11 protein-coding genes are annotated in these 12,669 nt (G+C 64.9%); 6 read left to right on the forward strand and 5 right to left on the reverse strand.

All coding sequences use genetic code 11. From position 1 onward, the window contains the following. Positions 1 to 130: 130 nt before the first annotated feature. The 4 genes from KW832_RS01700 to KW832_RS01715 all read left to right on the forward strand — a co-directional run bounded on the left by KW832_RS01700 (position 131) and on the right by KW832_RS01715 (position 5,071). Complete coding sequence (locus KW832_RS01700) at positions 131 to 943, forward strand: enoyl-CoA hydratase/isomerase family protein (protein ID WP_218298855.1); 813 nt, start codon at positions 131 to 133, stop codon at positions 941 to 943. A 109-nt stretch (positions 944 to 1,052) separates the two neighbouring features. Continuing rightward, positions 1,053 to 2,987: a biotin carboxylase N-terminal domain-containing protein gene (locus KW832_RS01705; protein WP_218298854.1), complete on the forward strand. Its 1,935-nt coding sequence runs from the start codon at positions 1,053 to 1,055 to the stop codon at positions 2,985 to 2,987. After that, positions 2,984 to 4,156 (forward strand): acyl-CoA dehydrogenase family protein, encoded by a 1,173-nt coding sequence (locus tag KW832_RS01710; RefSeq protein WP_218298853.1) that lies wholly within the window; start codon positions 2,984 to 2,986, stop codon positions 4,154 to 4,156. Before KW832_RS01705 ends, KW832_RS01710 begins: the two co-directional genes overlap by 4 nt. An 18-nt stretch (positions 4,157 to 4,174) precedes the next feature. Beyond that, positions 4,175 to 5,071, forward strand: a complete 897-nt coding sequence (locus tag KW832_RS01715; RefSeq protein ID WP_255577462.1) for a 3-keto-5-aminohexanoate cleavage protein — start codon at positions 4,175 to 4,177, stop codon at positions 5,069 to 5,071. A 92-nt stretch (positions 5,072 to 5,163) separates the two neighbouring features. On the opposite strand, the gene KW832_RS01720 is transcribed toward KW832_RS01715, so the two are convergent. Further along, positions 5,164 to 5,505 carry a hypothetical protein gene (locus KW832_RS01720; protein WP_121941950.1) on the reverse strand — a complete coding sequence of 114 codons (342 nt, stop codon included), beginning with the start codon at positions 5,503 to 5,505 and terminating at the stop codon, positions 5,164 to 5,166. Between the two features lie 120 nt (positions 5,506 to 5,625). Here KW832_RS01720 and KW832_RS01725 point away from each other — a divergent pair, with 120 nt between their 5' ends. Beyond that, the gene (locus tag KW832_RS01725; RefSeq protein ID WP_218298851.1) at positions 5,626 to 6,201 is read left to right on the forward strand and encodes a hypothetical protein; all 576 of its coding nucleotides are present in this window, start codon (positions 5,626 to 5,628) and stop codon (positions 6,199 to 6,201) included. Between the two features lie 15 nt (positions 6,202 to 6,216). Here KW832_RS01725 and KW832_RS01730 read toward each other — a convergent pair whose 3' ends face one another. Together KW832_RS01730 and KW832_RS01735 are read right to left on the reverse strand one after the other, a co-directional pair. Beyond that, positions 6,217 to 8,388: a 3-hydroxyacyl-CoA dehydrogenase NAD-binding domain-containing protein gene (locus KW832_RS01730; RefSeq protein WP_218298850.1), complete on the reverse strand. Its 2,172-nt coding sequence runs from the start codon at positions 8,386 to 8,388 to the stop codon at positions 6,217 to 6,219. A 22-nt stretch (positions 8,389 to 8,410) separates the two neighbouring features. After that, the gene (locus tag KW832_RS01735) at positions 8,411 to 9,616 is read right to left on the reverse strand and encodes an acetyl-CoA C-acetyltransferase (RefSeq protein ID WP_218298849.1); all 1,206 of its coding nucleotides are present in this window, start codon (positions 9,614 to 9,616) and stop codon (positions 8,411 to 8,413) included. Positions 9,617 to 9,761: 145 nt separating this feature from the next. On the opposite strand from KW832_RS01735, the gene KW832_RS01740 reads away from it, so the two are divergent. Then, complete coding sequence (locus KW832_RS01740; protein ID WP_225581100.1) at positions 9,762 to 10,064, forward strand: hypothetical protein; 303 nt, start codon at positions 9,762 to 9,764, stop codon at positions 10,062 to 10,064. Between the two features lie 84 nt (positions 10,065 to 10,148). On the opposite strand, the gene KW832_RS01745 is transcribed toward KW832_RS01740, so the two are convergent. Further along, entirely contained in the window at positions 10,149 to 11,312 is a 1,164-nt protein-coding gene (locus KW832_RS01745; RefSeq protein WP_056059377.1) for an acyl-CoA dehydrogenase family protein, read from the reverse strand. Positions 11,313 to 11,439: 127 nt separating this feature from the next. Then, positions 11,440 to 12,606 carry an ABC transporter substrate-binding protein gene (locus tag KW832_RS01750; protein WP_057229165.1) on the reverse strand — a complete coding sequence of 389 codons (1,167 nt, stop codon included), beginning with the start codon at positions 12,604 to 12,606 and terminating at the stop codon, positions 11,440 to 11,442. Positions 12,607 to 12,669 lie beyond the last annotated feature (63 nt).

Below are 12,669 nucleotides of genomic sequence, written 5' to 3' on the forward strand. Positions count from 1 at the left end.
GGAGAGGGGTTGGGGAGAGGGGGCTGAACCGGCGCTGCCTTCCAGTCCGACACCCCCTCTCCCCAGCCCTCTCCCACAAGGGGCGAGGGAGTGAATGCAGCCCGCTGAGCGCGAGCAATGGAGCACGCAAATGACCGCTACTGTTTTGCTCCTCGACCGCAATCCGCTGCGCAGCGGTAGCGTGGAAACCTGGACGCTCAACGACCCCGCCAGCCGCAATGCGCTTTCAGAAGCCATGGTGGACGCCCTGCTGGCCGCGTGCGAACGGGCAGCGGCCGATGCCGACTTGCGTGGCGTGGTGCTACGAGGTGCCGGTGGGCACTTCTGCGCGGGGGGCAGCCTGGGCGGCTTTGCCAAGACCATTGGCCAGCCCCTGGCGGCCGGCGAAGCCGACCCGCTGGTGCCACTGAACCGCCGCTTTGGCGCGCTGCTGCAGGCCCTGTGCGCGCTGCCGCAGTGGCTCATCGTGGCGGTGGAAGGGGCGGCCATGGGTGGCGGCTTTGGTCTGGTGTGCTGCGCCGACCATGTGCTGGCCCACACCAGCGCGCAGTTCGCCACGCCCGAGGTCACGCTGGGCATCGTGCCTGCGCAGATCGCGCCCTTTGTGGTGCGGCGCCTTGGCCCGGCGGCGGCGCGACGGTGTTTGCTGACGGGCGAGCGCTGGGATGCTGCTGCCGCCCAGCGCTTGGGCCTGGTCGATGACCTGGTGGGGGGCGACATGGATGCTGCTGTACGAGCTGCCATCGCACGCCACGCTGCCGCAGCGCCTCAGGCCGTGGCCGCCACCAAACGTTTGTTGCTGGCCCAGCCCGAAACGCCGTTGCCCGCGCTGCTGGACGAAGCGGCAATTGCTTTTTCGCAAGCGCTGCGTGGCCCCGAGGCGCCGCAAGGGCTGGCGGCGTTTGCTGCGCGCAAGGCACCGCCCTGGAGTGCGAAGCCATGAAAAAGATCCTCATCGCCAATCGCGGTGTTCATGCCGCAGGCATGGCGAAGCAAATTGCCCGCGCACGCGAAGCGTGCAGGCGGGCGATGGAGCCGCGAGGGCACAGCCTATGAAAAAGATACTCATCGCCAATCGCGGAGAAATCGCCCGCCGGGTGATTCACACCGCCCACCGCATGGACATCGAAACGGTCGCGGTCTATTCCGACCCCGATGCCAACGCTCTGCACGTACGCGAAGCCACTCAGGCGGTGGCCTTGGGCGGTGCTGCCAGTGCTGACACCTATCTGCGCACCGACAAGCTGCTGGCCGCCGCCCGTGCCACCGGCGCAGATGCCGTTCACCCCGGCTATGGCTTCCTTAGCGAGAACGCCGACTTCGCCCAGGCCGTTATCGATGCAGGCCTGAGCTGGATCGGCCCGCCGCCCGGCGCCATCCGCGCGCTGGGCAGCAAGGCTGGGGCCAAGGCGTTGGCCCAGTCGCATGGCGTGCCCTGCCTGCCCGGCTATGCGGGCGACGACCAGAGCGACGAACGTTTTGCCGTTGAGGCTGCGCGCATCGGCACGCCCCTCATGGTCAAGGCCGTGGCGGGTGGGGGAGGGCGCGGCATGCGCCTGGTCACCGACCTGGCGCAGTTGCCCGCCGCATTGGCCAGTGCCCGGTCGGAGGCGCTGGCGGGTTTTGGTTGTGGCGACTTGCTGATCGAACGTGCGCTGTTGCAGCCGCGCCATGTGGAGGTGCAAGTCTTTGCCGACTCCTACGGCGCGTGCATCCACCTGGGCGAGCGCGATTGCTCGGTACAGCGCCGCCACCAGAAGATCATTGAAGAGTCCCCCAGCCCCGCCGTGGACGCAGCGCTGCGCGAGCGCATGGGCGCCTGCGCCGTGGCGCTGGCACAGGCCGCTGGCTATGTGGGCGCGGGCACGGTGGAATTCCTTCTGGACGGAGCTGAATTCTTCTTGATGGAGATGAACACCCGCCTGCAAGTGGAGCACCCGGTGACCGAAGCGCTCACGGGGCTGGACCTGGTGGAATGGCAAATCCGCGTGGCTCGGGGTGAGCCGCTGCCGCTCACGCAAGATGTGGTGCATCTGCAAGGCCACGCCATCGAAGTGCGCCTGTGTGCCGAAGACGCGCACTTCCGCCCCCACACCGGCCGCGTGCTGCAGTTCAGCGCACCACCGGCCACCGCGTTTGAGCGGGCTGCGCCGGGCGCGCTGCGCTTTGACCATGCGCTGGAAGAGGGGGCAGAGGTCACGCCTCACTACGACGCCATGCTGGGCAAGCTCATCGTGCACGCGCCCACGCGGCCCGAGGCCATTGCCGCGCTGGTGCGTGCGCTGCAGGGCACCCGCGTGCTGGGCTTGCCCACCAACCGCGCGTTTCTGGCGGCCTGCCTGCAGCACCCCGTGTTTGCCAGCGGCCAGGCGCTGGTGCCGTTCCTGGCGGAGCATGCCCAGGAGCTGCAGCGGTTGCTATCAAATAATGAGCTATCAGTGCATATTCCTTCAGCGCTATCGGCAATTTTTGCTTCAAATCCGACGTCGGACCTGCCTTGTGCCATGGCCCGGCCCCTGCGGCTGCGCCACCAGGGCGAGGTGCACTCCATTGCCGTGCGCGAGCTGGGCGGTGGAAGGCTGCAGGTGGAGCAGGCCGGGGCAGAACCTGTGACTTTGCAACTGCCCCAGCGCGGCGTGCATTGCGTGGCGGTTGGTCCCCGGCGTTGGCACTGGCAGTCGGGCGGCGTGGACGGCTGGGTGGAAGACGCATCGTGGGAACCCGTTGCGCGCGCGGGTGCGGCGGGCGGTGCGACGGAGTTGCGCGCCCCCTTCAACGGCAAGGTGGTTGCGCTGCCTGTGGCCGCAGGCCAGGCGCTGGCGGCGGGCGATACGGTGGTGGTCATCGAATCCATGAAGCTCGAACACAGCCTGGCCAGCCCTGCCGCCGCCACGGTGGCCGAGTTGCTGGTAGCGCCCGGCCAGCAGGTGTCGCCCGGCCAGGTGCTGGCCCGCTTTGCACCCGCCACGCAAGGAGCGCCCGCATGACCGCCATGTCCGATGCGAGTTCTATGAGCAACGAAGACCGCACCGCACTCACCGACACCGTCACCCGCTTTGCCCGCACCGAGATCGCGCCGCATGTGGATGCCTGGGATGCCGCCGGTGAATTCCCCCTCAGCCTGTACCGCCGCGCATCCGACCTGGGCCTGCTGGGGCTGGGCTACCCCGAACAGTACGGCGGCACGCCTGCCAGCTACGCCTTGCGCCTGCCACTGTGGCGTGCGCTCAGCCGCCACGGCGCCAGCGGCGGCGTGCTGGCCAGCCTGCTGTCGCACAACATCGGCCTGCCGCCGGTGCTGGCGCATGGCAGCGATGCTGTGCGCGCCGAGGTCATTCCGCCCGTGTTGGCGGGCGAGCAAATCGCTGCGCTGGCGATTACCGAACCCGGTGGCGGGTCCGACGTGGCCCAACTCAAGACCACTGCGCGGCGCGAGGGTGATGACTACATCGTCAACGGCGAAAAGGTGTTCATCACCTCCGGCATGCGCGCCGACTGGATCACAGTGGCTGTGCGCACTGGCGACGCTGGCAGCAAGGGCAGCGGCGGCATATCGATGCTGCTCATCCCCGGCCACAGTGCAGGCCTGTCGCGCAGCAAGCTCGACAAGATGGGCTGGCTCTGCTCTGACACAGCCCACCTGCGGTTTGACAACGTGCGCGTGCCCGCCCGCTACCTGCTGGGCGAAGAGGGCGCGGGCTTTCGCATCATCATGGCCAACTTCAACGGCGAGCGCTTTGGCCTGGCCGCATCGGCCCTGGGCTTTGCCGAGGCCTGCTTCGACGAAGCCCTGGCCTGGGCGCGCCAGCGCAAGACCTTTGGCGCCGCGCTGGTGGAGCACCAGGTCATTCGCCACAAGCTGGTGGACATGCAGATGCGCATCCAGTCCACCGCCGCATGGTGCGAGTCCGTGGCCGCGCAGGCCGACGCGGGCCGCACCGGGCCGGAATGGGTGGCCAACATCTGCATGCTGAAGAACCACTCCACCCAAACCATGCAGTTCTGCGCCGACCAGGCCGTGCAGATCCTGGGCGGCATGGGCTTCATGCGCGGCACCGTTAGCGAGCGCATCTACCGCGAGGTCAAGGTCATGATGATCGGTGGCGGTGCGGAAGAAATCATGAAAGACCTGGCTGCAAAACAGCTGGGCATTTGAATGAAGGAGACAGGCCCCATGCACAGCACCGACCACAGCAACAAAGCCATCATCACCTGCGCCATCACCGGCGTGCTGACGGACCCCGGCCAGCACCATGTGCCCGTCACGCCCGGGCAACTGGCAAAAGAGGCCCGCCGCGCCTACGACGCAGGCGCCGCCGTGGTGCATGTGCACTTTCGCAACCAGGAGCCCGGCAAGGGTCATCTGCCCAGCTGGGACCCGCAGGTCGCGCGCGACTGCGTGCAAGCCATGCGCGAGGCCTGCCCGGGTTTGATCATCAATCAGACCACCGGCGTGGTCGGCCCCAATTACCAAGGCCCACTGGATTGCCTGCGCGCCACCCGCCCCGAGATGGCCGCGTGCAACGCGGGCTCGCTCAACTACCTGAAGGTGCGCAGCAACGGCACCTGGGCCTGGCCGCCCATGCTGTTCGACAACCAGCCCGCCAAGGTCAAGGACTTCATCGACGTAATGCTGGAGACCGGTACGTTGCCCGAGTTTGAGTGCTTCGACGTGGGCATCGTGCGCTGCGTGGAGATGTATGTGCAGACCGGCATGTACACCGAGCGCCTGCCCGAATACAACTTTGTGATGGGCGTCGAATCCGGCATGCCCGCCGACCCGGACCTGCTGCCCATCTTGCTCAAGCTAAAAATCAAGGATGCCCCCTGGCAAGCCACCGTCATCGGCCGCAGCGAGATCTGGCCCGTGCACCAGCGCGTGGCCGAGCTGGGTGGGCACCTGCGCACGGGGCTGGAAGACGCGTTCTATCTGCCGGATGGGACCAAGGCGGATTCAAATGGGCCGTTGATCGAGAAGCTGGCGGAGTACGCGCGCAACGCGGGGCGGGAGGTGGCTTCGCCGCAGGAGGCGCGGGGGATGTTGGGGTTGAAGGCTGCGGGCATTCAGTGAGCGGGAATAGCGCCCAGCGCCGCAGCTTGGGTTAGCTAGTAGCGCCAGTTGACACTTTACCCAGCGGCGGAGTGGTCTCGGGTAGCGCTGCGTTAACTCTGCGAAGGGTCTGGACACACCCGCCGCGCAAGAAGCCAGACGACTACAAGGCTCAAAGCTGCCGATAGCGAGAATCCGTAAATCACCACCATCCGAGAAAAGCGATGCCTTCCCCAATGAGCGTCTTCGTTGGTTTGGATGGCGCGTTTGTATTCGTTCAACTCGCTGATCTGCGCAGGAGTCAACTGGTCGCGGTGTACATAATTTCTGTCGATGTTTTCGACCATCCCAATGGTGTCCGTCTTGATCATGGGAGAGTGAAACACCATGAACACGCCCGCTACACAGAAAGAGAGAACTGCTTGGCCAATGAGTACGCAAACGAGCTTCTTCACTATTTGTGGTGTCATCTCTACTGAGCATTTAAGGTGGCTGAGTACGCAGGACCGTAACGAGTCCGTTCGAACTGGAAAAATCACATGAACGTCTTCTACAGCTGGTGAAGGGGAAAGTCCGTGACGCAGTCCTCCTCGGTCCTCAAGGGATTTGCCGCGCTGTCGTATCGTGACCCAGCGGTAGTTCTGCGTGAACTTCGCCAGATCGAGGCTCAAATGGTAGACGCAAACTTGTCCCCACAAGTCCGCAATCTACGAACCAACGGCTTGAAGCACATACGCGAGTTTCGCCATGCTGCGCTTTTTTGCCATGGCATGTCCCTGCGTCTAGGGCACCAGGTTTTGTTTTCCCCCGTGGAATCAAGTGACTATGACTTCGTTGCCACATGGCGGACTGCTGATGCTCAGCACTTTGCGCGAGTGCAACTCAAGGAGTTAGTGCCCGCGCATTTGAACGAAGGTGCAACTGTCCAGGCATTGGTCGATGGTTTGAGCAAATATTCCGGCGATGACCTGATAGTTGCTATCTTTCTCAACAGAGAGGGCCGTTTCTCTCTGGAGGAGGTTGTGTTTCCCGCCCTGCACATTGCAGAGTTGTGGTTCGTGTTCGCAACAACCCCAGACCAACATATGTGGCAGTTGGTCGGGGATGCATTGCGGGAGCCTGAAGTTAGCTCCTTCAGGTATCCGACTTGAAGGGCCCTGGTTCAGTCAATAGCGTGGCTGAAATTCGCGGATGGCATCTCGGACTTTTGTTTCTAACGTGAACCCCGCTCCATACTTCGCCGCCAGTTCATCCGCACGCTTCAGGAACGCCTCAACACCCGTTCCATAAACGAACTGCATCGCCCCTCCCGTCCACGCCGGAAACCCGATCCCAAAGATCGACCCGATGTTTGCGTCATGCACGCTGGTCAGCACGCCCTCGGCCAGGCAGCGCGCGGTCTCAATAGCTTGGCGGTAGAGCAGACGGTCCTGAATCTCCTGCACGCTCCACTCCACGTCGGGCTTCTCGAACAGAGGCTTCAGCTCTGCCCACAGGTGCTTCCTGGCGCCTGCGGGGTAGTCGTAAAAGCCGCCGCCACCCGCACGGCCAGGGCGTTTCAGCTCCTTGACCATGCGCTCCACCAGCAGCTCGCCGGGTGTGGCGGTGTAGGTCTTGCCTTCGGCGGCGTAGTCGGCGCGGGTCTGGTCCAGCACATGCACGCTCAGGGTCAGCGCGGTTTCGTCCAGCACGGCCAGCGGGCCCACGGGCAGGCCGGCCTGCATGGCGGCGTTTTCAATCGCGGCGGCGGGGATGCCTTCGCCCAGCATGGTGGCGCCTTCCATCACAAAGGTGCCGAAGGTGCGGCTGGTGTAGAAGCCGCGTGAGTCGTTGACCACGATGGGCACTTTGCCCAGGGCCTGCACGTAGTCGAAGGCGCGGGCCACGGTTTCGTCATCCGTTTGTTTGCCGCGGATGATCTCCACCAGCTTCATCTTGTCCACGGGGCTGAAGAAGTGGATGCCGACAAACTTCTCGGGCCGGCTGCTGGCCGTGGCCAGGCCACTGATGGGCAGGGTGGAGGTGTTGCTGGCAAAGAAGCCGCCGGGCGCCAGCTGCGGCTCGGCCTCTTGCGTGACTTTGGCTTTCAGGTCGCGGCTTTCAAACACGGCTTCGATGATGAGGTCGCAGCCCGCCAGGTCGGCCGCGCTGGCGGTGGGCGTGATGCGGGCCAGTAGGGCCTGCTGCGCCTCGGCGGTCATGCGGCCCTTGTCCACGCGGGCCTGGGTGAGTTTGGCGCTGTAGGCCTTGCCCGCTTCGGCCTTCTCGGCACTCACGTCTTTGAGCACGGTGGCGATGCCCCGGCTGGCCTGGGCCCAGGCGATGCCTGCGCCCATCATGCCGGCGCCCAGGATGCCGACCTTTTGGGGTGTGTAGCGCGGGGCCGTGCCCGGGCGCGACTTACCGCTCTTGATCGCGTTCATGTCGAAGAAGAACGTGTTGATCATGTTGCGCGCCACGGGGCCGGTCATCAGGCGGGCGAGGTAGCGGCTTTCGATGCGCAGGGCGGTGTCGTAGTCCACCATCGCGCCTTCGACCATGGCGGCCAGCGCTGCCTCGGGCGCGGGGTAGCGGCCGCGCGTGGTCTTCTTGAGCATGGCGGGCGCGACGGTGAGGGCGCCTGCAATCTTGGGGTTGGCGGGCGTGCCGCCGGGCATCTTGTAGTTCTTGTCGTCCCACGGCTGCACCGCGTGCGGGTGGGTGGCGATGTGGGCCAGGGCGGCGGGCAGCAGCTGTTCGCGCGCAGCCACCAGCTCGTGCACCAGTTGCAGCTCCAGCGCCTCGGCGGGGTTGAAGAGCTTGCCTTCCAGGATGTAGGGCTGCGCGCCCATCAGGCCCAGCAGGCGCGTCATCTTGGTCACGCCGGTGGCGCCGGGCATCAGGCCCAGCGTGACCTCGGGCAGGCCGAACTGGATCTTGGCATCTGCCACGGCGATGCGGTAGTGGGCGACCAGCGCCACCTCCCACCCACCGCCCAGCGCTGCGCCGTTGAGGCAGGCCACCACGGGAATGCCCAGGGTTTCGAGCGTGCGAAAGTGCTTCTTCATGCGCTCGATCTCGCCAAACGCGCTGGGCGCATCGGCGGGCGTGAGGCGCATGGTGGCCTTGAGGTCGGCGCCCGCAAAGAAGCTGGTTTTGGCCGATGCGAGCACGATGCCCTTGAGCGCGGCGCCCAGGCGCTCGCGGTCGCCCAGCACCTGGGCCGTGACCTCGCCCAGCTCTTGCTGCCACTGGCGGCACATGGTGTTGACGGGGGAATTGGTTTCGTCAAACGTGATGACGGCGACCTGGCCTTCGGTGCCCTGGGCGGGGATGAGTTCGTAGCGGATGGTTTGCATGATGTTCTTGTCTCCTGCCCGTTCAGATACGTTCAACAATCGTTGCGATGCCCATGCCACCGCCCACGCACAGCGTGGCCAGGCCATAGCGCTGGCCCCGGCGGTGCAGCTCGTCAATCAGCGTGCCGAGGATCATGGCGCCTGTGGCGCCCAGCGGGTGGCCCATGGCAATGGCGCCGCCGTTCACGTTGACCTTGTCGTGCGGCACGCCCAGCTCGCGCATGAAGCGCATGGGCACGGCGGCAAACGCCTCGTTCACTTCAAACAGGTCGATCTGATCGATGGTCATGCCTGCTCGGGCCAGCGCCTTCTGGGCTGCGGGCACGGGGCCGGTGAGCATGATGGTGGGGTCGGCGCCACTCAGCGCGGTGGCCACGATGCGCGCGCGCGGCGTGAGGCCGTGGGCCTTGGCCGCGGCCTCGTTGCCGATGAGCACGGCGGCGGCGCCGTCCACGATGCCCGACGAGTTGCCCGCGTGGTGCACGTGGTGGATGCGCTCCACCTGCGGGTAGCGCTGCAGCGCCACGGCGTCAAAGCCCATGCCGCCCAGTTGCTCGAACGAGGCCTTGAGCGCGCCCAGGCCTTCAAGGGTCGTCTTGGGCTTGATGAATTCGTCTTCCGCCAGGATGGTCTGGCCGATGAAGTCGCGCACGGGCACGACAGAGTTCTTAAAGTAGCCCGCGGCACGCGCGGCGGTGGCGCGGCGTTGGGATTCGAGCGCGAAGGCGTCCACATCGGCGCGGGTGTAGCCGTCCAGCGTTGCGATCAGGTCAGCGCCGATGCCCTGGGGGACGAACAGCGTGGCGGAGTTGGTGGCGGGGTCTTGCGCCCAGGCGCCGCCGTCGGAGCCGATGGGCACGCGGCTCATGCTCTCCACGCCGCCCGCCACCACTAGGTCTTCCCAGCCGCTGCGCACCTTCTGCGCGGCCAGGTTCACGGCTTCCAGGCCCGATGCGCAGAAGCGGTTGACCTGCACGCCCGCACAGCGAAAGTCCCACCCAGCCTTGAGCGCAGCCACCTTCGGTAAAACCGAGCCCTGCTCGCCCACGGGCGAGACGATACCCATGACGACATCGTCCACCGCCGCCGTATCAAAGCGGTGGCGCGCTTGCAGCTCGGTCAGCAGGCCCACCAGCAGGTCGATGGGCTTGACCTCGTGCAGGGTGCCGTCCTTCTTGCCCTTGCCGCGCGGGGTGCGCAGCGCATCGAATACATAGGCTTCGGTCATGAATGGTCTCCGGTGGTTTCTCTAAACTTCAAGCAGTGCGGCGGTAAAGCAGCTGGGCTGGCTCACGCCACTACAAGGTGCTTTCTGACGCGGGTGCAGTGGGTTTTGCACTATCTTTCGGCGGTTGCTATCTACATTTCTGGTTATGGAACGAAATACATCCCCTGCATTGCAGCGCATCGCGCGCAGCGCCATCGAATACGACGACACGCGCGAAGGGTTTGCGCTGGAGCACCATGTCGTGCTGGCTGCATCCAGTGCGCTGGCGGTGGCGGCCTTCATGGCGCCCAGCCGCAGCTCGGCGGCCATTCGCGGCATTGGCGCAGGCTTGCTGCTGATGCGTGCGCTGAGTGGCAGCCAGGGTGTGCGCTCCTGGCTGAATGTCACCGACCGCCGCCCCGGTGCGCCGCTCAGCCCCGAAGAGGCCCGCGCCGCCTGGTATCTGTAGCGGCATTCGGCGTCCACTTGTGCGTTGTGAAGGGCGTTGTGCAGGGCATCGTGCACTGCGTTATTCACGGTGCGGTGCATTCCGTTATTTGCCCAGGCCCATGGCCCGTGCAATCACTTCTTTCATGATCTCGTTGGTGCCGCCATAAATGCGCTGCACGCGTGCGTCGGCATAGGCGCGGGTGATGGGGTATTCCCACATGTAGCCGTAGCCGCCAAACAGCTGAACGCATTCGTCCATCACCTTGCACTGCAGGTCGGTCGTCCAGTACTTGGCCATGCTGGCGGTTTCGGTGTCGAGCTGATCGCGCACGATCAGTTCACAGCATTTGTCCACGAACACGCGGGCCACCTGCACCTGCGTTTGCAGCTCGGCCAGGGTGTGGCGGGTGTTTTGAAATGACGCCACGCTCTGGCCAAAGACCTTGCGCTGCTTGACGTAGTCCAGCGTCCAGTCAATGGCGGCCTGGGCGGCGGCCACGGCGGTGATGGCGATTTGCAGGCGCTCCCAGGGCAGCTGTTCCATCAGGCAGATGAAGCCGCGCCCTTCCATGGCGGGGCCGCCCAGCAAGTTGTCCACCGGCACCTGCACGTCGTTGAAGAACAGCTCGGACGTGTCCTGCGCCTTCATGCCCATCTTCTTGAGGCGCTGGCCTTTTTCAAAACCGGGCATGCCGCGCTCCACCAGCAACAGGCTGGTGCCCTTGGCCCCGGCCGCCGGGTCGGTCTTGGCGACCACGATCACCAGGTCGGCATGCCAGCCGTTGGTGATGAAGGTCTTGCTGCCGTTCAGCACATAGTGTGATCCGTCCGCACTTTTGATGGCCGTGGTCTTGATGCCTTGCAGGTCGCTGCCCGCAGCCGGCTCGCTCATGGCGATGGCGCCCACCACGGCGCCGCTGGCCATCTGCGGCAGGTACTTCTGTTTCTGGGCCTCGGTGCCGTAGTGCAGGATGTACGGCGCCACGATCTCGCTGTGCAGGCCGAAGCCGATGCCCGTGGTGCCTGCACGCGCCAGCTCTTCCATCTGCGCCACCGAGTACAGCTTGTCGGCCCCGGCGCCGCCGTATTCCTCGGGCAGGCTCATGCACAGAAAGCCGTTGGCGCCCGCCTGGCTCCACACCTCGCGCGCCACATAGCCCTGGTCTTCCCAGGCGGCGTGGTGGGGCGTCACTTCCTTGTCGATGAAGCGGCGAAAGCTGTCGGCAAAGGCCTGGTGGTCGGGCTGGAAGAGGGTGCGTTCGATCATGGTGGGGCAACCAGGTTATTTATGCAAAGTTACTGCTTGGTTAAATTCTGCCACCGACTGAGCCCGGATGCACCCCCTGAAACGCAAAAGCCGCCCGAAGGCGGCTTGAAGGAGGCTGGTCAGGCGCTCATGGCTTGACGTAGTCGGAGACCACCTTCCACTTGCCATCGGTGATCTGCGACAGGCGAGAAAGATCGCTGCCTAGGCGCTTTTGTGGGCCAAAGGTGCCCTCGGCGCTGCCGAACATGTCGGGCGGAATCACCATGGTGTCCATGGCCTTGATGAAGCTGTCGGTGCTCAGATTGGGGCCCGCCTTCTGGGCCGCCTTGATGAAGGCGTCGATGGCGTTGTAGCCGTAGACCGAGAACACGGTGGGGTCTTCGTTGAACTTGGTCTTGTACTTGTTGGCCCAGAAACGGATGGGCTGGCTGGCTTCATCCAGGTAGGGGTGTTGCACCGTCATGGTGGCGTACAGCCCATCCATGGGCTTGCCGCCCAGCTTGTGGATGAGGTCGGTGTAGGCGGCGCTGGAGCCCAGGAAGGTGGGGTTGAAGCCTGTCTTGCGCGCCTCGCCGATCGTGCCGATGGTCTCGCGGATGATGGTGCCCAGGATCACGAAGTCGCATTCGGACGACTTCATTTTGGCGACCTGTGAAGAGAAGTCGGTAGCGCCGCGCTTGTACGAGGTCTTCTCGGTGAAGTCCATGCCCATGGACTTGAGTGCCGCCTCGCCCCCGCGCATCACCTCCAGGCCAAATTCATCGTCCTGGTAGATGGTGCAGATCTTCTTGGCGCCCTTTTCCTTGATGAGCTTGGGGGCGGCAAGGCGGATCTGGTCGTAGTAAGTGGCGGCAAACGAATACTTGAGCTTGTGGAAGGGCTCGTACATTTCCCGCGCGGCCGTCACCGGGAAGAAGTTGATCACATTCTTGCTGAACTGCACCGGCATGGCGGCCAGGTTCTGCGCCGTGCCGATGTGCGCCACCATCATGAAGATCTTGTCCTGGTTCACGAGCTTCTGCGCGGCCAGCACGGCTTTCTTGGGGTCGTAGCCCGAGTCTTCCACCTTCAGGTCCAGCTTGCGGCCATTGACGCCGCCTTGCTCGTTGGCCTCGTCCACGCGCAGCATCATGCCCAGCCGCACCTGCTTGCCAAAGCCCGCCAGCGGGCCGGACAGATCCTGGATGGAACCCAGCGTGATGGTGTCCTTGCTCACGCCCTGGCTGGGCTGCGCCTGTGCAGCACCTCCGGCCATGGCCACGATGGCCAGCGCGGCAATGTGATGAAGTTTCATGGCACGTCTCCTTTGGTTGGATCGAACTCGGTTGCTCGTTATAGAACGATGCCCGGGGTGGGG

This window comes from Acidovorax sp. sif0632 (assembly GCF_019218805.1).
In the GTDB taxonomy this organism is placed as follows: Bacteria; Pseudomonadota; Gammaproteobacteria; order Burkholderiales; family Burkholderiaceae_C; genus Acidovorax; species Acidovorax facilis.

Excerpts from the sequence above, each read along its gene's own strand:
- KW832_RS01700 (WP_218298855.1), top strand. The coding sequence starts at position 131 with ATGACCGCTACTGTTTTGCTCCTCGACCGCAATCCGCTGCGCAGCGGT.
- KW832_RS01705 (WP_218298854.1), top strand. The coding sequence starts at position 1,053 with ATGAAAAAGATACTCATCGCCAATCGCGGAGAAATCGCCCGCCGGGTG.
- KW832_RS01710 (WP_218298853.1), top strand. The coding sequence starts at position 2,984 with ATGACCGCCATGTCCGATGCGAGTTCTATGAGCAACGAAGACCGCACC.
- KW832_RS01715 (WP_255577462.1), top strand. The coding sequence starts at position 4,175 with ATGCACAGCACCGACCACAGCAACAAAGCCATCATCACCTGCGCCATC.
- KW832_RS01730 (WP_218298850.1), bottom strand. The coding sequence starts at position 8,388 with ATGCAAACCATCCGCTACGAACTCATCCCCGCCCAGGGCACCGAAGGC.
- KW832_RS01735 (WP_218298849.1), bottom strand. The coding sequence starts at position 9,616 with ATGACCGAAGCCTATGTATTCGATGCGCTGCGCACCCCGCGCGGCAAG.
- KW832_RS01740 (WP_225581100.1), top strand. The coding sequence starts at position 9,762 with ATGGAACGAAATACATCCCCTGCATTGCAGCGCATCGCGCGCAGCGCC.
- KW832_RS01745 (WP_056059377.1), bottom strand. The coding sequence starts at position 11,312 with ATGATCGAACGCACCCTCTTCCAGCCCGACCACCAGGCCTTTGCCGAC.
- KW832_RS01750 (WP_057229165.1), bottom strand. The coding sequence starts at position 12,606 with ATGAAACTTCATCACATTGCCGCGCTGGCCATCGTGGCCATGGCCGGA.